17 protein-coding genes are annotated in these 17,146 nt (G+C 55.1%); 11 read left to right on the forward strand and 6 right to left on the reverse strand.

Annotated features, from left to right (window positions below):
• Positions 1–8: 8 nt before the first annotated feature.
• The 6 genes from rng to csrD all read right to left on the reverse strand — a co-directional run bounded on the left by rng (position 9) and on the right by csrD (position 6,901).
• Entirely contained in the window at positions 9–1,478 is a 1,470-nt protein-coding gene (rng, locus tag ACWKX3_RS16830; RefSeq protein ID WP_006178848.1) for a ribonuclease G, read from the reverse strand.
• Positions 1,468–2,061 carry a Maf family protein gene (locus tag ACWKX3_RS16835; RefSeq protein WP_006178849.1) on the reverse strand — a complete coding sequence of 198 codons (594 nt, stop codon included), beginning with the start codon at positions 2,059–2,061 and terminating at the stop codon, positions 1,468–1,470. Before ACWKX3_RS16835 ends, rng begins: the two co-directional genes overlap by 11 nt.
• Positions 2,062–2,070: 9 nt before the next feature.
• Positions 2,071–2,559 carry a rod shape-determining protein MreD gene (gene mreD, locus ACWKX3_RS16840; protein WP_006178850.1) on the reverse strand — a complete coding sequence of 163 codons (489 nt, stop codon included), beginning with the start codon at positions 2,557–2,559 and terminating at the stop codon, positions 2,071–2,073.
• Positions 2,559–3,575, reverse strand: a complete 1,017-nt coding sequence (gene mreC, locus ACWKX3_RS16845) for a rod shape-determining protein MreC (protein WP_006178851.1) — start codon at positions 3,573–3,575, stop codon at positions 2,559–2,561. The genes mreD and mreC overlap by 1 nt, the downstream gene beginning before the upstream one ends.
• Before the next feature lie 62 nt (positions 3,576–3,637).
• Entirely contained in the window at positions 3,638–4,681 is a 1,044-nt protein-coding gene (mreB, locus tag ACWKX3_RS16850; protein WP_000913396.1) for a rod shape-determining protein MreB, read from the reverse strand.
• Between the two features lie 279 nt (positions 4,682–4,960).
• Positions 4,961–6,901, reverse strand: coding sequence for an RNase E specificity factor CsrD (csrD, locus tag ACWKX3_RS16855; protein ID WP_088208426.1), 1,941 nt, complete (start codon positions 6,899–6,901; stop codon positions 4,961–4,963).
• A gap of 182 nt (positions 6,902–7,083) precedes the next feature.
• Between csrD and acuI the strand changes: the two genes are divergently transcribed.
• The 11 genes from acuI to dusB all read left to right on the forward strand — a co-directional run bounded on the left by acuI (position 7,084) and on the right by dusB (position 17,131).
• Positions 7,084–8,058, forward strand: coding sequence for an acrylyl-CoA reductase (NADPH) (gene acuI / locus ACWKX3_RS16860; protein WP_454542101.1), 975 nt, complete (start codon positions 7,084–7,086; stop codon positions 8,056–8,058).
• Between the two features lie 77 nt (positions 8,059–8,135).
• Positions 8,136–9,137 carry a protein-methionine-sulfoxide reductase catalytic subunit MsrP gene (gene msrP / locus ACWKX3_RS16865; RefSeq protein ID WP_042322160.1) on the forward strand — a complete coding sequence of 334 codons (1,002 nt, stop codon included), beginning with the start codon at positions 8,136–8,138 and terminating at the stop codon, positions 9,135–9,137.
• Positions 9,137–9,736 (forward strand): protein-methionine-sulfoxide reductase heme-binding subunit MsrQ, encoded by a 600-nt coding sequence (msrQ, locus tag ACWKX3_RS16870; protein ID WP_006178856.1) that lies wholly within the window; start codon positions 9,137–9,139, stop codon positions 9,734–9,736. The genes msrP and msrQ overlap by 1 nt, the downstream gene beginning before the upstream one ends.
• Before the next feature lie 234 nt (positions 9,737–9,970).
• The gene (gene aroQ / locus ACWKX3_RS16875) at positions 9,971–10,423 is read left to right on the forward strand and encodes a type II 3-dehydroquinate dehydratase (RefSeq protein ID WP_006178857.1); all 453 of its coding nucleotides are present in this window, start codon (positions 9,971–9,973) and stop codon (positions 10,421–10,423) included.
• 21 nt (positions 10,424–10,444) lie between these two features.
• Positions 10,445–10,912, forward strand: a complete 468-nt coding sequence (gene accB / locus ACWKX3_RS16880) for an acetyl-CoA carboxylase biotin carboxyl carrier protein (protein ID WP_006178858.1) — start codon at positions 10,445–10,447, stop codon at positions 10,910–10,912.
• A gap of 10 nt (positions 10,913–10,922) precedes the next feature.
• On the forward strand, positions 10,923–12,272 hold the full coding sequence (gene accC / locus ACWKX3_RS16885) for an acetyl-CoA carboxylase biotin carboxylase subunit (protein ID WP_006178859.1): 1,350 nt from the start codon (positions 10,923–10,925) through the stop codon (positions 12,270–12,272).
• Between the two features lie 109 nt (positions 12,273–12,381).
• Positions 12,382–12,624, forward strand: a complete 243-nt coding sequence (locus ACWKX3_RS16890) for a YhdT family protein (protein ID WP_088208422.1) — start codon at positions 12,382–12,384, stop codon at positions 12,622–12,624.
• A complete protein-coding gene (gene panF / locus ACWKX3_RS16895) occupies positions 12,614–14,065 on the forward strand; it encodes a sodium/pantothenate symporter (protein WP_042322164.1) in 1,452 nt (483 codons plus the stop codon). Before ACWKX3_RS16890 ends, panF begins: the two co-directional genes overlap by 11 nt.
• 11 nt (positions 14,066–14,076) lie before the next feature.
• The gene (prmA, locus tag ACWKX3_RS16900) at positions 14,077–14,958 is read left to right on the forward strand and encodes a 50S ribosomal protein L11 methyltransferase (RefSeq protein WP_006178862.1); all 882 of its coding nucleotides are present in this window, start codon (positions 14,077–14,079) and stop codon (positions 14,956–14,958) included.
• A gap of 136 nt (positions 14,959–15,094) precedes the next feature.
• Positions 15,095–15,835 carry a carbonic anhydrase gene (locus tag ACWKX3_RS16905; protein ID WP_088208420.1) on the forward strand — a complete coding sequence of 247 codons (741 nt, stop codon included), beginning with the start codon at positions 15,095–15,097 and terminating at the stop codon, positions 15,833–15,835.
• A 330-nt stretch (positions 15,836–16,165) separates the two neighbouring features.
• Positions 16,166–17,131: a tRNA dihydrouridine synthase DusB gene (dusB, locus tag ACWKX3_RS16910; protein ID WP_006178865.1), complete on the forward strand. Its 966-nt coding sequence runs from the start codon at positions 16,166–16,168 to the stop codon at positions 17,129–17,131.
• Positions 17,132–17,146: the final 15 nt, after the last annotated feature.

A 17,146-nucleotide genomic window follows, 5' to 3' on the forward strand; every position in this document is an offset into this window, starting at 1 on the left:
ATCGCGCCTTACATCATGACTACGTCAAATTGCTCCTGATTGTAGAGCGGTTCAATTTGCACTTTGACCTGCTTGCCGACAAAAATTTCCACTTCTGCCAGCGCGTGGGACTCTTCGCCTTTGAGCGCTTCCGCCACCGAAGGGGAAGCATAGACCAGAAAACGGTCGGAGTCGTAGGCGTGATGAACGCGGACAATTTCACGCATGATTTCGTAGCAGACGGTCTCCACCGTCTTTACCGTGCCGCGTCCATGACAGGTAGGACACTCGTTACACAGCACATGTTCCACGCTTTCACGGGTCCGTTTCCGGGTCATTTCCACCAGACCCAGCTGCGAGAAGCCGTTGATGCTGGTTTTTACGCGGTCTTTGCTCAGTGCCTGCTCCAGGGAATGCAGCACGCGGCGGCGGTGATCCTCATTATTCATATCGATAAAGTCGATGATGATAATGCCGCCCAGATTGCGCAGACGAAGCTGGCGGGCAATGGCCTGCGTCGCTTCGATATTGGTGTTGAAGATGGTGTCATCCAGGTTGCGATGGCCGACAAACGCCCCGGTGTTGATGTCAACGGTGGTCATGGCTTCGGTCTGATCGATGATCAGATAGCCGCCGGATTTCAGCTCCACCTTACGCTCAAGCGCGCGCTGGATTTCGTTTTCGACGTCAAAGAGATCGAAAATCGGCTGACGCCCGGTGTAGTGCTCCAGCAGGCCCGGCATCTCAGGGATGTACTCGGCGGTAAACTCCAGCAGCGCTTCGTAGGTCAGGCGGGAGTCCACGCGAATGCGGTCGAGCTGCGCATCGGCGAAATCACGCAGTACGCGCTGGGCAAGCGCCAGCTCACCGTAAAGCTGATAACGGGTCTGGTTGCGTTTTTTACGCTCCATCACCTTGGTCCAGACACGCTTAAGATAGGCCGCATCAGAGGCCAGATCCTCTTCGCTGATCCCTTCCGCTGCGGTACGGATGATAAACCCACCCTGCTCGTCGCAGTAGGCGCTGACCACCTTTTTCAGGCGCTCGCGCTCGCTTTCGCTCTCAATACGCTGCGACACTCCGACGTGCGAGGCACCCGGCATAAAGACCAGATAGCGGGAAGGTAAGGTGATGTCGGTGGTCAAACGCGCGCCTTTAGTGCCGAGCGGATCTTTCACCACCTGCACCATCAGGTCCTGGCCCTGGCGCACCAGCTCAGAAATATCGCGTACGGCAAACTGCTTCTGCTCTTCACCCGCCACGCACTCGGTGTGCGGCATGATGTCGGAGGCGTGCAGAAACGCGGCCTTATCGAGTCCAATATCTACAAAAGCCGCCTGCATACCCGGCAGTACGCGACTGACCCGACCTTTGTAGATATTGCCTACTATTCCGCGTCGCGCCTCACGCTCAATGTGAATTTCCTGAAGAATGCCACCATCAATGTAGGCCACACGGGTTTCCGAGGGCGTTACGTTTACCAACAATTCAGCCGTCATAATTATCCCTTCCCTCACGCAGTGAGTTAAAATTGCTCAGCAACTCATACGTTTCCACCAGCGGTAAGCCGACTACGGCGTGATAGCTGCCATTAATCTTCCTGACAAAACAGCCACCCAACCCTTGAATACCGTATGCACCTGCTTTATCCATCGGTTCACCGCTCGCGATATAGGCGGCGATCTCGTCATCGGTAAGCACTCTGAACGTGACGTCCGTCACCACCAGGCAATCCAGCACATCCTGACTGTCGGCCAGTGCGACCGCCGTCATGACCTGATGCGTTTGCCCGGACATGTTGCGCAGCATGCGCGCCGCATGGTCCGCGTCGTGCGGTTTCTCAAGCACTTCACCGTTCAGGATGACGATGGTATCGGCACCCAACACCGGAAGATCGTGCGGCACTTGCGCCACGCCAGCCTGCGCTTTTTCTCGCGCCAGGCGGCAAACGTACTGCTGAGCGCTTTCGCCCTCTGCACGTTTCTCTTCGATACCCGTAACGATGCGCTCGAAGGAGATGCCCAGCTGCGTGAGCAACTCCTGACGACGCGGTGAACCAGAAGCAAGATAGACAGACGTCATAGAAACCTTTTATTGCACGGCAAATTGCTGGCGAATTTTACGCATCAGCAGGAACAGCCATGGCCAGAGCACACCGTTTACTACACTACTCCAGAACACTTCCGGTCGGAAAGAGACGTTGATCACTAAAAACTCTGCCCAGAAAACAACAACATCCGCAGCGAGCGACAGCAACATCACCACCAGCGCCTGTTGCCAGAGCGCGAGATTACGAAAAAGCTGGAATTTAAGCGCGACGAGATACGCGATAATGCTCATGGATAAGGCTCGCACGCCAAGCGTAGAGCCGCTAATGAGATCCAGTATGGCACCCATCACAAAACCCGTGCCGACATTTACGCGGTGCGGCAGGGCCAGGATCCAGTAGAGCAGAATGAGCAATACCCAGTTAGGCCGGAAAACGAGGATGTCGTCCGGCCAGGGCATAATCTGCAATAGCAGTGCGATAAGAAATGAGAGCCAGATAACCCAGCGTCCCTGGCTACGATAGCTTGCCACTACTGCCCTCCCGACGAGCGCTGAGGCGGTGGCGGTGCGTCCGGCAGCGGCTGCGTTAAGCCCGTTGCAGGAGCCGGAACGGGCGCAGGCGGCCCCATCGAATCCGGCGAAGGGAGAACCTGCGGCATCATCTGCATGAGACGCTCATTCGCTACGCGGTGCACCTCTTCCGGCGTCATCGGATTTGATCCGTTACGATCGGCCCCCCACAGCAGCAGCAGATAGCGCAGACGCTGTAACCCGGCCGTTGGACGCGCCTGAATCACGGTGTAGGCACGTTGCGTATCAAGCCTCACGGAGGAGACCACCGCAACCGGATAGCCCTCAGGGAAACGACCGCCGAGACCTGACGTCACCAGCACGTCGCCCACACGGATATCCGTATTGGCTGGCAGATGTTCAAGCTGCAGATCGTCCGTGCAGCCGTTACCGGCCGCGATCACGCGGATATCATTACGCAGCACCTGAATCGGCAGCGCATGGGTAGCATCACAAATCAGCAGCACGCGGCTGGTCAGTTTAGCAACCGCCACCACCTGGCCGACAACGCCCTTATCGCTGATGACCGGCTGACCTTCATAGACGCCGTTAACGCTACCTTTATCGATAACAACCTGATCGCTGTAAGGATCGTTGACGGTTGAGATCACCTGGGTGACCATTTTCTGCTCATCCTGACGCAGCGGCGAGCCAAGCAGTTCACGCAGTCGCGCATTTTCCTGCTTATATTGACCCAGCATTAACAGCTCGCTGTTTTTCAGCAGCAGTTCCTGACGTAACGCCCGGTTTTCGAGTTCGAGTTGGTCACGCGAAGACAGCGTTTGCGAAACGGAGTCGAGTAATTCACGGGGACCATTTGATATAAAGTAGAAAGGACTGACGGCGGTATCCATGTACGTTCTGATCTGGCTGAACGTACCGAGGCGGCTATCGGCAATAATGACCCCAAGCGCAACCAGCACCGCCAGTATAAGGCGAAACTGTAGCGATGGGCCACGGCTAAAAATTGGCTTCATAGGCTATGCGTCTTCTCGCGTCAGAGAGAAAGGGTAGCCATTTGCTACCCTTTCACACCCGACTACTCTTCGCTGAACAAGTCGCCGCCGTGCATGTCGATCATTTCCAGCGCCTTGCCACCACCACGGGCGACGCAAGTCAGTGGATCTTCTGCAACTACGACAGGAATACCTGTCTCTTCCATCAACAGGCGGTCGAGGTTACGCAGCAGCGCACCACCACCGGTCAGCACCATACCGCGCTCGGAGATATCAGACGCCAGTTCTGGTGGGCACTGTTCCAGCGCAACCATCACCGCGCTCACGATACCGGTCAGCGGCTCTTGCAGCGCTTCGAGGATTTCGTTGGAGTTCAGGGTAAAGCCGCGTGGAACGCCTTCTGCCAGGTTACGACCGCGCACTTCGATCTCACGCACTTCATCGCCTGGGTAAGCAGAACCGATTTCGTGTTTGATACGTTCTGCGGTGGCTTCACCGATCAGGGAACCGTAGTTACGGCGCACATAATTAATAATGGCTTCGTCGAAACGGTCGCCCCCGATACGCACGGAGGAGGAGTACACCACACCGTTCAGGGAGATCACGGCCACTTCAGTGGTACCGCCACCGATATCCACAACCATGGAACCGGTCGCTTCAGAAACCGGCAGGCCTGCACCGATAGCTGCCGCCATAGGTTCTTCAATCAGGAACACTTCACGCGCGCCTGCACCCTGAGCGGATTCACGGATTGCGCGACGTTCTACCTGGGTTGCGCCAACCGGCACACACACCAGAACACGCGGGCTTGGACGCATGAAGCTGTTGCTGTGAACCTGCTTGATGAAGTGCTGAAGCATTTTTTCAGTCACGAAGAAGTCAGCAATAACGCCGTCTTTCATTGGGCGGATCGCGGCGATGTTGCCTGGGGTACGGCCCAGCATTTGCTTCGCATCATGACCGACTGCAGCGACGCTTTTTGGCGAGCCGGCACGATCCTGACGAATGGCCACAACGGAAGGCTCATTCAGTACGATGCCTTGTCCTTTTACATAAATAAGGGTATTCGCGGTACCCAGGTCAATGGACAGGTCATTTGAAAACATGCCACGAAATTTTTTCAACATACTAAGGGATAATCCTGAAAGCTGGGGCGGAATACAAAATCCGCTTACTTTACCAACCACACGTAGCAGCGACAAGGCGCAAAAATCGTCAGCTACGGTGAAAATTAGTGCAGTACGTTTCCTTTGTTACAAATTCATCCCCTGAATCCCTCAGGGCTGAGTAAACAGTAGCGTCCTCACTTGCATTTGTAACCCGTTAAAGGTCGTTCACTGGCTTCTGCTCGTCATACTCAAAGCTACAGGCGCGATATTCTACGTGAAAACTGATTAAACGGCAGGTCAAACAGAGTATCTTTGCAAATATTTTTTCACATTGGTGTCAAGCGGCTGAGAGGCGGCAAAAAAATCACCCTGACCACCTGCAACCCCGCGCTCTGTCAACATCTGCCATTCACCCCGCGAGCGCACGCCAGCGGCAAATACCTGTGTTTGTGTTCCCTTACACGCTTCCACCAGGCTCTGTACCAGCAGCTGGTTTTCCGTGCGTTTTTCAATATTCCTTACCAGCCCCGGATGCAGCTTCAGCAGCTCGGCACCCAGCTCCTTGATCCAGCTGGTACTGACCAGCGTCAGGCCCGCCTGCGTCACCGCGACGCGAGCACCAAGCGCATTGATTAACCGTACCACAGGACGTAACCGGCTGATGTGTTGACCTACATCTGCCTCTGCAAGTTCAAAAATAATGCGTTTACGTTGCGATTTTTCGCATTGCATTAACGTATCGCGTAGCCAGCGCTGAAAACGCGGGCGAATCAGTGACTCAACGGTGACCTGTAATGCCAGGTTTTCCTCGGGCCAGAACGACAGGAACGGGATCAGGCGGGAGATTTGCTGGCGGTCGTACTCTTCGGACAGGCCAAACTGCAGCACCATCGGCAGGTATTCGGCGGAGATGACCTCTTCTGTGCCGTCAAAAATACGGCACATCAGCTCGCGATGATGAACCAGGCCATTTTTCATAACCGCCGGTTTTTGATAAATGCGCGGCCCGCCGCGACTTAACATCTGCTCGATCAGCGTACGCCAGCGCACGTTGCCGCGCCCCTTTTCCGGCAGCGAATCATCATAAATCGCCCAGCCGTTCGCCCCCTGCAGGACCGCATTGCGGGTTGCCGCTTCCGCATGTTCCATTACCTGTTCGGTTGCCTGCCCGCCGCGCCATGCGCAGATGCCAATGTGCACCATATCGTCTCTGTCGAACAACTTGCTTTGCGGCAAGGCATCGACGGCTTTCAGCAGTTGGCTGGCAATACTCTCTGACTCTTTCAGCGTGCGATGGGGAAGCAACACGGCGAAATCACTGCGGTGATAGCGCGCCAGAAGCGAACCCGGGTAGCGCATGATAAACGTTGAGAGCAGGTTGATGAGCGTAAAGAGATTCTCTTCCGCCACGCGGCGGCCCCAGGTATCGCGCAGCAGATCGAAATCAGGCAGGCGGATCATCATCACCACCCCGTGCGCCCCTACCTTTTCGGCATCATCCAGCAGCGTGGCCAGTTGATTATCAAAGAAGAGACGGTTATTCAGGCCCGTTTTGTTATCCTGCGCAGCGTAGGAGCGGATCAAGGTATCCATGCGGCTACGCTGATCGCTGGCGAACTGAATTTCAGACAGCAGAACGTCCAGCGCGCTGCTGGTGCGTGTCGGCCATTCATAGACCGAACCGCGCACCTGCGGACCGCGTTCGCCGTTCAGTATTCGTACCGAACGGTTCTCCAGCAGCTCCTGGCCCGAGAGCTGACGACGCAGCCAGCGCACGGCGAGAAAAATCAACACCACGATAAAGCCAACGGCCATGGTCAGCGGCGCGGTGGTCATCAACGAGCGGAAGTAATTGGACATCGGGTCCAGATAGACCATCCTGATGGTCATGCCGGGATGTTTGAGCGAATTAACCGCGACCTCCCGGTACTGATTCACCGTGCCGGCAGGCCGATAGCTTGTTTGTCGGGCATGGCTAAAAACCGTTTTTTTGCCCTGGGTGATATCGATCTGAACAATATCTACCGGCACCATCAGCTCGTCCAGCTCGCGCGACAGCGCCGGGAGCGAGGTGGTAATCAGACGGGTATCAATGACCGATGCCACCGACTGAACGCGATTGACCAGCTTATCCTGAATGGCATTGTAAAAGCTCAGGGAACAGCCAATCAGCGTGACGAAGATGGTGAGCCCCGTCAGCAGCGTGATAAACGCTGAAAATTTTGTGGTTAATCGCATCCTTGAGATTACTCCGTGGGTTGATGGAATAGCGAGTAAGCGCTAACTTGCATTTGAGATGCGACATACTACCAAACCTGGCCTATCTGGCAATTTATTGCGTTAAATCGGCATAACGTTTCATTGTGCGAGTATAGTCTTAAGGAATTATTTTCCAATCATCTGAGTCGTGAGGAACCAGTATGCAGGCTTTGATTTTAGAACAGCAGGACGGTAAAACCCTTGCCTCGGTGCAAGCCATTGAAGAGGGCCGTCTGCCCGAAGGCGACGTCACCGTGGACATTGACTGGTCCAGCCTGAACTATAAGGATGCGCTGGCGATTACCGGCAAAGGTAAAATCATCCGAAATTTCCCGATGGTGCCAGGAATTGATTTTGCGGGCCATGTGCACACCAGCGAAGATCCGCGCTTCCACGCCGGGCAGCAGGTGCTGCTCACTGGCTGGGGCGTGGGTGAAAACCACTGGGGCGGCCTGGCTTCTCAGGCGCGCGTGAAGGGCGACTGGCTGGTACCGATGCCGGCGGGGTTAGATGGCCGTAAAGCGATGATCGTAGGGACAGCCGGCTTTACCGCTATGCTGTGCGTGATGGCGCTGGAAGACGCCGGGATCCGCCCGGAATCTGGCGAAATTGTCGTGACCGGCGCGAGCGGTGGCGTAGGCAGCACCGCCGTTGCCCTACTGCATAAGCTGGGTTATCAGGTTGTGGCCGTCTCTGGCCGTGAGAGTACGCATGACTACCTGCGTCAACTGGGGGCGAGCCGCATCCTTGGCCGGGAAGAGTTTGCCGAAACCCGTCCGCTGGAAAAACAGCTTTGGGCAGGCGCAGTTGATACCGTAGGTGACAAAGTGCTCGCGAAAGTCCTGGCGCAGATGAACTACGGCGGCTGCGTGGCTGCCTGCGGTCTGGCGGGCGGTTTTGCCCTGCCAACCACCGTGATGCCGTTTATTCTGCGTAACGTGCGCCTGCAGGGGGTCGATTCTGTGATGACGCCTGCGGCCCGTCGCGCTGAAGCCTGGGAGCGTCTGGTGCGTGATCTGCCGGAGTCCTTCTTTACCCAAAGTGCCACCGAAATTTTCCTCAGCCAAGCATCTGACTATGCCAATAAGATCATGGACAACCAGTTTCATGGCCGCGCGCTGGTGAAAATAGCCTAATCTTCAAATTTTCGTGACATATTCGCGCTAACCGCTCTCCTCCGTCATGCTTACAAAAACGCATGACGGAGGATGCCATGAAAACCCGAAAGCTGACGGAAGCCGACGTAACGTCTGAATCTGTCTTTATGTTACAGCGCCGCCAGATCCTGAAAATGCTTGGCATCAGCGCGACCGCCTTAACGCTTACCCCTGCGGCCCACGCCGACCTGCTCGACTGGTTTAAGGGTAACGACCGCCCAAAAGCGCCCTCCGGTGCGCCCCTCACCTTTACGAAACCCGCACAGTGGCAAAATAAACTGGCGCTGACGCCAGAAGATAAAGTCACTGGCTATAACAACTTCTATGAATTTGGCCTTGATAAGGCCGATCCTGCGGCCAATGCGGGCAGCATGAAAACCGATCCCTGGACGCTGAAAATTGACGGCGAGGTTGCCAAACCGCTGACGCTGGATCACCACGACCTCACCACCCGTTTTCCGCTGGAGGAGCGCATCTACCGGATGCGCTGCGTGGAGGCCTGGTCCATGGTGGTTCCCTGGGTTGGCTTCCCGCTGCATAAGTTGCTGGCGATGGTTGAGCCCACCAGCAACGCGAAGTACGTCGCGTTCCAGACGCGGTATGCGCCAGACGAGATGCCGGGTCAAAAGGACCGCTTTATCGGCGGCGGGCTTGAATACCCCTATGTGGAAGGGTTGCGCCTCGACGAAGCCATGCATCCGCTTACGCTGCTGACCGTGGGCGTTTACGGCAAAGCGCTGCCGCCGCAGAACGGGGCACCCATTCGCCTGACCGTGCCGTGGAAGTACGGCTTTAAAGGGATTAAGTCCATTGTCAGCATCAAACTCACCCGCGAGCGCCCCCCCACCACCTGGAACCTGGCGGCACCGGGCGAATACGGCTTTTTTGCGAACGTGAACCCGCATGTGGATCACCCGCGCTGGTCGCAGGCCACCGAACGGTTTATCGGGTCGGGCGGTGCGCTGGACGTTAAACGCCAGCCGACGCTGCTGTTTAACGGCTACGCGGATGAGGTGGCGTCGCTGTACCGTGGGCTGAATTTACGGGAGAATTTCTAGTGCGCTTAACCGCAAAGCAGATCGTCTGGCTGAAGGTGCTGCTGCACCTGGCCGGTTTGCTTCCTTTTATCTGGCTGTTCTGGGCGGTGAATGCAGGCGCGTTCAGCGCCGACCCGGCGAAGGATATCCAGCACTTTACGGGTAGGATGGCTCTGAAATTTTTACTGGCGACCTTGCTGGTCTCACCGCTGGCGCGTTACGCTAAACAGCCATTATTGATACGCACCCGTCGTCTGTTAGGGCTATGGTGTTTTGCCTGGGCGACGATCCATCTCACCAGCTATGCGCTGCTTGAGCTGGGGATTAACAATTTGTCGCTACTGGGCCGCGAACTGGTGACGCGCCCCTACCTGACGCTGGGCATTGTGAGCTGGCTGATTTTGCTGGCGCTGACGCTCACCTCCACGCAGTATGCCCAGCGAAAACTGGGCCGACGGTGGCAGTATTTGCACAACGTCGTCTATCTGGTTGCGATCCTCGCCCCCATTCATTACCTGTGGTCGGTGAAAATTCTCTCGCCGCAGCCCATCCTCTATGCGCTCCTGGCGCTGGGCCTGCTGGCGTGGCGTTATAAGAAGTTCCGCCAGTGGTTGCGATAGTGCGCGAAACTGTGCGTTTTCCCGCAGAATACTTATCATCCGTGAATCTTTTTGGGTTTGCGGTTGATAATCTTCCCTGATAAGACCAGTATTTAGCTGCCAAATGCTACGAAATCGTTATAATGTGCGACTTTGGTTTTCCTGACAGGGGTTTTAGGCCTCTGAAAAGGTGACAATCGCGCATCGAAGGTATATTTTGTTTTTTACCCGAGATTCGCAGGAGATAGCGGCACAATGGCTGGTAAATTTCAAATCTTAGTCCTTAACGGACCGAACCTGAACATGCTCGGAACCCGTGAGCCAGAGAAGTATGGCACGCTAACATTGAGTGAAATTGTTAACCGTCTGGGTACGGAAGCAGCGTCATTAGATGTGGATTTGGATCATTTTCAGTCAAACGCGGAGTACGCAATCATCGACCGTATTCATCAGGCTAAAGACAATGTGGACTATATCCTGATCAATCCGGCCGCGTTTACGCACACCAGTGTTGCTATCCGCGACGCACTGCTTGCGGTGAGTATCCCGTTTATCGAGATCCACCTGAGTAACGTGCATGCCCGAGAACCGTTCCGCCACCATTCCTACCTGTCGGATATCGCCGCTGGTGTTATCTGTGGACTGGGTGCAGACGGTTATTCATACGCTTTACAGACAGCGGTAAAACGCCTGTCACAATCACACTAAACAAGAGTACGGAACCCACTCATGGATATTCGTAAGATTAAAAAACTGATCGAGCTGGTTGAAGAATCAGGCATCTCCGAACTGGAAATTTCTGAAGGCGAAGAGTCTGTACGCATCAGCCGTGCAGCCCCAGCCGCTAGCTTCCCGGTAATGCAGCAGGCTTATGCAGCACCGATGATGCAGCAGCAGCCTGCGCTTGCCGCAGCCGTTGCGCCAGCAGCAGACGCTGCACCTGCCGCAGCCGCAGAAATCAGTGGTCACATCGTACGTTCCCCAATGGTTGGGACTTTCTACCGCACCCCGAGCCCGGACGCGAAAGCGTTCATCGAAGTGGGTCAGAAAGTCAATGCAGGCGATACCCTGTGCATCGTCGAAGCCATGAAAATGATGAACCAGATCGAAGCTGACAAGTCAGGTACTGTGAAAGCGATTCTGGTCGAAAGTGGTCAGCCGGTAGAATTTGACGAGCCGCTGGTCGTCATCGAGTAACGAGGCGAACATGCTGGATAAAATTGTTATCGCCAACCGTGGCGAGATTGCACTGCGTATTCTTCGTGCCTGTAAAGAACTGGGCATCAAGACCGTGGCCGTGCACTCAAGCGCGGATCGCGATTTAAAACACGTATTGCTGGCGGATGAGACGGTCTGTATTGGCCCGGCTCCGTCCGTAAAAAGCTATCTGAACATCCCGGCTATCATCAGCGCCGCTGAAATCACCGGCGCGGTGGCAATTCATCCGGGTTACGGCTTCCTCTCTGAGAACGCCAACTTTGCCGAGCAGGTTGAACGCTCTGGCTTTATCTTCATCGGCCCGAAAGCCGACACCATTCGCCTGATGGGCGACAAAGTGTCTGCGATCACCGCAATGAAGAAAGCCGGTGTTCCAACCGTACCAGGCTCCGACGGCCCTCTGGGCGACGATATGGATGTTAACCGTGCCCATGCGAAACGCATTGGCTACCCGGTGATCATCAAGGCGTCCGGCGGCGGCGGCGGTCGTGGTATGCGCGTTGTGCGCAGCGATGCAGAACTGGCCCAGTCCATTGCCATGACAAAAGCGGAAGCGAAAGCGGCTTTCAGCAATGACATGGTTTACATGGAAAAGTATCTGGAAAACCCACGCCACATCGAAATTCAGGTGTTGGCTGACGGTCAGGGTAATGCCATCTATCTGGCAGAACGCGACTGCTCCATGCAGCGTCGTCACCAGAAAGTGGTCGAAGAAGCGCCAGCGCCGGGCATTACTCCGGAACTGCGTCGCTACATCGGCGAGCGTTGCTCCAAGGCCTGTGTGGATATCGGCTATCGCGGCGCGGGTACTTTCGAGTTCCTGTTCGAAAACGGCGAGTTCTACTTCATTGAAATGAACACCCGTATTCAGGTTGAACACCCGGTTACCGAAATGATCACCGGCGTTGACCTGATCAAAGAGCAGCTGCGTATCGCTGCCGGCCAGCCTCTATCCATCAAGCAGGACGAAGTTGTGGTCAAAGGCCATGCGGTAGAATGCCGTATCAACGCCGAAGATCCGAACACCTTCCTGCCAAGCCCGGGTAAAATCACGCGTTTCCACGCGCCGGGTGGCTTTGGTGTGCGCTGGGAGTCTCATATTTACGCCGGTTACACCGTACCGCCGTACTATGACTCAATGATCGGTAAACTCATCTGCTACGGCGAGAACCGTGACGTGGCGATTGCCCGCATGAAGAACGCCCTGCAGGAGCTGATCATCGACGGTATCAAAACCAACGTTGATCTGCAGATGCGCATCATGAGCGACGAGCACTTCCAGAATGGTGGAACTAACATCCACTATCTGGAGAAGAAACTCGGTCTGAACGAGAAGTAAGTTTGCAGCAACGCGAAAAGGCCGGTTAATCCGGCCTTTTTTTATTTCTGGGGGGAGCCATGCCCCATCATGTACAATCCCCGCTTTCTTCATCCACAAGGGACAAAAAATGGACAAGCGTTTTGTTCAGGCCCATAAAGAAGCGCGCTGGGCGCTGTGGCTGACCCTTCTCTATCTCGCCGCCTGGTTAGTAACTGCTTACTTACCTGATTCGTCTATCGGCATTACCGGCCTGCCTCACTGGTTTGAGATGGCGTGTCTTCTGGTGCCGCTGGTCTTTATCCTGCTGTGCTGGGCAATGGTGAAATTCATTTATCGCGATATTCCGCTGGAGGACGATGATGCAGCCTGAAGTCATTCTGCCGCTTATCGCTTACCTGTTAGTGGTGTTTGGTTTGTCCGTTTATGCGATGCGTAAAAGGAGCACCGGCACCTTCCTGAATGAGTATTTTCTCGGTAGCCGCTCGATGGGCGGCGTTGTGCTGGCCATGACGCTTACCGCCACCTATATCAGCGCCAGCTCGTTTATCGGTGGTCCCGGTGCCGCCTATAAATACGGGTTAGGCTGGGTGCTGTTAGCGATGATCCAGCTGCCTGCCGTCTGGCTCTCTTTGGGAATTCTTGGCAAAAAATTTGCCATTCTGGCTCGCCGCTATAACGCCGTGACGCTCAACGATATGCTGTTTGCGCGCTATCAGAGCCGTCTGCTGGTGTGGCTCGCAAGCCTGAGCCTGCTGGTCGCCTTTATTGGTGCGATGACGGTACAGTTTATCGGCGGCGCGCGTTTGCTGGAGACGGCAGCGGGGATCCCCTATGAGACCGGCCTTATCATCTTCGGGGTGAGTATTGCGCTGTACACCGCCTTTGGCGGGTTCCGTGCCAGCGTGCTGAACGATACGATGCAGGGGATGGTGATGCTTATTGGCACTATCGTTCTGCTGGTGGGGATTGTTCATGCGGCAGGCGGCCTGAGCCATGCCGTGGAAACCCTGGAAGCGATCGACCCGAAACTGGTCTCGCCGCAGGGCGCGGACGATATCCTCTCCCCAACGTTTATGACCTCGTTCTGGGTGCTGGTGTGCTTTGGGGTGATTGGCCTGCCGCATACCGCGGTGCGATGCATCTCTTATAAAGACAGCAAAGCGGTGCACAGAGGCATCATCATCGGCACCATCGTTGTGGCGATCCTGATGTTTGGTATGCACCTGGCAGGCGCGTTAGGCCGCGCGGTGATCCCGGACCTGACGGTCCCCGATTTGGTGATCCCAACGCTGATGGTCAAAGTGCTTCCGCCCTTTGCTGCCGGAATATTCCTCGCCGCGCCTATGGCCGCCATTATGTCGACGATCAATGCTCAGCTCCTGCAAAGTTCCGCTACGATCATTAAAGACCTCTATCTGAACCTGCGCCCGGAGCAGGTCGAAAACGAGCGACGCCTGAAGCGGATGTCAGCCGTGATTACGCTGCTGTTAGGGGCGTTGTTGCTGCTGGCCGCCTGGCGTCCGCCGGAGATGATCATCTGGCTCAACCTGCTCGCGTTCGGTGGGCTTGAGGCGGTCTTCCTGTGGCCGCTGGTGCTGGGGCTTTACTGGGAGCGGGCCAATGCCGCAGGCGCGCTGAGCGCTATGATTGTCGGCGGCGTGCTGTACGCCGTTCTTGCGACGTTTAATATTCAGTATCTGGGCTTCCATCCGATTGTGCCTTCGTTACTGTTAAGCTTACTGGCGTTTGTGGTAGGGAACCGTTTTGGTCAACCCGTCCCACAGCCCGCTATGATTTCTACTGATAAATAAAGAGTTTTGCCATGCCGTGGATCCAACTGAAACTGAATACAACCGGCGCGAATGCCGAAGAGCTGAGCGATGCGCTGATGGAGGCCGGCTCGGTTTCCATCACCTTCCAGGACACGCATGATACGCCGGTTTTCGAGCCGCTTCCGGGTGAAACCCGCCTGTGGGGCGACACCGACGTTATCGGCCTGTTCGATGCCGAAACCGACATGAACGAGGTCGTCGCGATTCTGGAAAACCACCCGCTTCTGGGCGCAGGCTTTGTCCATAAGATCGAGCAAATCGAAGACAAAGACTGGGAACGCGAGTGGATGGATAACTTCCATCCAATGCAGTTCGGTAAACGCCTGTGGATCTGCCCGAGCTGGCGCGACGTTCCCGATGAAAACGCGGTGAACGTTATGCTTGATCCGGGTCTGGCATTTGGTACAGGCACGCACCCTACTACGTCGCTATGCCTGCAGTGGCTGGACGGACTGGATCTGGAAGGCAAGACCGTGATCGACTTTGGCTGCGGCTCGGGGATCCTCGCGATTGCCGCGCTGAAGCTGGGCGCAGCGAAAGCGATCGGGATCGACATCGATCCCCAGGCTATCCAGGCCAGCCGCGATAACGCTGAACGTAACGGCGTCTCTGACCGTCTGGAGCTGTATCTGCCAGACGCGCAGCCAGAAGCGATGAAAGCCGACGTCGTCGTCGCGAACATTCTGGCAGGCCCTTTGCGCGAGCTGGCACCGTTAATCAGCGTGCTGCCCGTTGAAGGCGGCCTGCTGGGTCTTTCCGGCATCCTCGCCAGCCAGGCCGACAGCGTCTGCGAAGCCTATGCCGATCTCTTTACGCTCGATCCGGTGGTTGAGAAAGAAGAGTGGTGCCGTATTACTGGCCGTAAAAAGTGATCTTTTGGCGTGGTCATCTGACCACGCCTTTCCTCTCTGATATTGCTCCCGCCTCCTGGTTTTCTCCGGTAAAATACCCTTACAGATCATGCGTTAATTAAATGATTTGAACTATAAAATTCACCGGAAGAATATTATGAAACACATCACTGGCAAGGCAGCGCTGCTGGCGCTGAGCATCATTTCCGCTTCAGCGTATGCATCACACTGGAGCTATGAAGGCGAAGGCGCTCCGGAGCACTGGGGCGAACTGGATGAGGCGTATAAAACCTGTCAAAGCGGTATGAATCAGTCCCCGATTAACATTGATTCCACACTTAAGGCCCACCTCACCCCGTTACAAACGCACTACACCGAGGGTCCCATCACGCTGACGAACAACGGGCACACCATTCAGGCTGGCGAAAAAGCGGACACGCGCGACAGCATTACCCTGGATAAACAGACCTGGTCTCTTCAGCAATTCCATTTCCATGCGCCGAGTGAAAACACGATCCATGGCAAAAACTATGCGATGGAAATGCATCTGGTGCACAAGAATGCTGAAGGCGAACTGGTCGTGGTTGCGGTAATGTTTGATAAGGGCGCACCGAATGCTGAGCTGGAAAAGCTGTGGAAAGTGATGCCTGAACATGCGGAGCAAAATGCGACCATTAATCAGAACCTTAATCTGAATAACCTTCTGCCGAAAGACAAAACCTACTGGCGTTTTAGCGGCTCGCTTACCACTCCTCCGTGTTCCGAAGGCGTTATCTGGGTTGTCCTTAAACATCCTTTGACGCTCTCTGCTGAACAATTGGAGAAATTCACCCATACCATGCACCACGATAATAACCGCTCGGTACAGTCACTCCATGGCCGTGTCGTCGTGGAGTAATGTGCATTTTTCGCACTAAGATCATGTTCTAAAATGCGACGCAGATCGCATTGAAGCGGGATAAACTGCTGCTAAAAACAGCAGATTATCCCGCTAAACCGATTCATTTATTCAGAAACGATGAGAAGTTACGGGAAATTGTAAGCGCCTATAAAATAAGCGTTAGCGCATAACTCAATGATTTAAATAGTGAATAAATCTCATCACCACGTCAGGCCGCTGATTCCTTGATCTACAACAGAGGATTGTTCAAAGTTTGGCCTTTCATCTCGTGCAAAAAATGCGTAATATACGCCGCCTTGCAGTCACAGTATGGTCATTTCTTAACTCATGCGCATCGGACACCACCAGCTCAGAAATCGCCTGATCGCAGCCCCTATGGCAGGTATTACCGACCGGCCGTTCAGGACGCTGTGCTACGAGATGGGAGCCGGATTAACCGTTTCCGAGATGATGTCGTCTAACCCGCAGGTTTGGGAAAGCGATAAGTCCCGTCTACGGATGGTGCACGTTGATGAGCCAGGTATTCGCACCGTGCAAATTGCCGGAAGCGTGCCTGAAGAGATGGCAGATGCCGCGCGTATTAACGTGGAAAGTGGTGCCCAGATTATTGATATCAATATGGGGTGCCCGGCCAAAAAGGTGAATCGCAAGCTTGCAGGCTCAGCCCTTCTGCAATACCCCGACCAGGTCAAAGCGATCCTGACGGCGGTTGTCAGCGCAGTGGACGTTCCTGTTACGTTAAAGATTCGCACGGGTTGGTCGCCGGAACACCGTAACTGTGTAGAGATTGCCCAACTGGCCGAAGATTGTGGCATTCAGGCTCTGACCATACACGGACGCACTCGCGCCTGCTTGTTCAATGGTTACGCTGAATACGACAGCATTCGGGCAGTTAAGCAGAAAGTTTCCATTCCGATTATCGCGAATGGTGACATTACTGACCCGCTTAAAGCCAGAGCTGTGCTCGACTATACGGGAGCTGATGCTCTGATGATAGGACGTGCAGCTCAGGGAAGACCCTGGATCTTTCGGGAAATCCAGCATTATCTGGACACTGGAGAGCTGCTTGCTCCACTGCCTCTGGCAGAGGTTAAGCGCTTGCTTTGTTCGCACGTTCGGGAATTGCATGACTTTTACGGCCAGGCAAAAGGGTACCGAATTGCGCGTAAACACGTTTCCTGGTATCTCCAGGAGCACGCTCCAAATGACCAGTTTCGGCGCACATTCAACGCCATAGAGGATGCCAGCGTACAGCTGGAGGCGTTGGAGGCATACTTCGAAAATTTTGCGTAATGAAATAAAGAGCTG

This window comes from Enterobacter sp. UPMP2052 (assembly GCF_053709675.1).

What these genes read in the sequence shown, in the direction of transcription:
- dusB (WP_006178865.1), top strand. Translation starts at nt 16,166, where the DNA reads ATGCGCATCGGACACCACCAGCTCAGAAATCGCCTGATCGCAGCCCCT.
- accB (WP_006178858.1), top strand. Translation starts at nt 10,445, where the DNA reads ATGGATATTCGTAAGATTAAAAAACTGATCGAGCTGGTTGAAGAATCA.
- mreB (WP_000913396.1), bottom strand. Translation starts at nt 4,681, where the DNA reads ATGTTGAAAAAATTTCGTGGCATGTTTTCAAATGACCTGTCCATTGAC.
- msrP (WP_042322160.1), top strand. Translation starts at nt 8,136, where the DNA reads ATGAAAACCCGAAAGCTGACGGAAGCCGACGTAACGTCTGAATCTGTC.
- prmA (WP_006178862.1), top strand. Translation starts at nt 14,077, where the DNA reads ATGCCGTGGATCCAACTGAAACTGAATACAACCGGCGCGAATGCCGAA.
- ACWKX3_RS16890 (WP_088208422.1), top strand. Translation starts at nt 12,382, where the DNA reads ATGGACAAGCGTTTTGTTCAGGCCCATAAAGAAGCGCGCTGGGCGCTG.
- mreC (WP_006178851.1), bottom strand. Translation starts at nt 3,575, where the DNA reads ATGAAGCCAATTTTTAGCCGTGGCCCATCGCTACAGTTTCGCCTTATA.
- csrD (WP_088208426.1), bottom strand. Translation starts at nt 6,901, where the DNA reads ATGCGATTAACCACAAAATTTTCAGCGTTTATCACGCTGCTGACGGGG.
- accC (WP_006178859.1), top strand. Translation starts at nt 10,923, where the DNA reads ATGCTGGATAAAATTGTTATCGCCAACCGTGGCGAGATTGCACTGCGT.
- aroQ (WP_006178857.1), top strand. Translation starts at nt 9,971, where the DNA reads ATGGCTGGTAAATTTCAAATCTTAGTCCTTAACGGACCGAACCTGAAC.
- ACWKX3_RS16905 (WP_088208420.1), top strand. Translation starts at nt 15,095, where the DNA reads ATGAAACACATCACTGGCAAGGCAGCGCTGCTGGCGCTGAGCATCATT.
- panF (WP_042322164.1), top strand. Translation starts at nt 12,614, where the DNA reads ATGCAGCCTGAAGTCATTCTGCCGCTTATCGCTTACCTGTTAGTGGTG.
- ACWKX3_RS16835 (WP_006178849.1), bottom strand. Translation starts at nt 2,061, where the DNA reads ATGACGTCTGTCTATCTTGCTTCTGGTTCACCGCGTCGTCAGGAGTTG.
- acuI (WP_454542101.1), top strand. Translation starts at nt 7,084, where the DNA reads ATGCAGGCTTTGATTTTAGAACAGCAGGACGGTAAAACCCTTGCCTCG.
- rng (WP_006178848.1), bottom strand. Translation starts at nt 1,478, where the DNA reads ATGACGGCTGAATTGTTGGTAAACGTAACGCCCTCGGAAACCCGTGTG.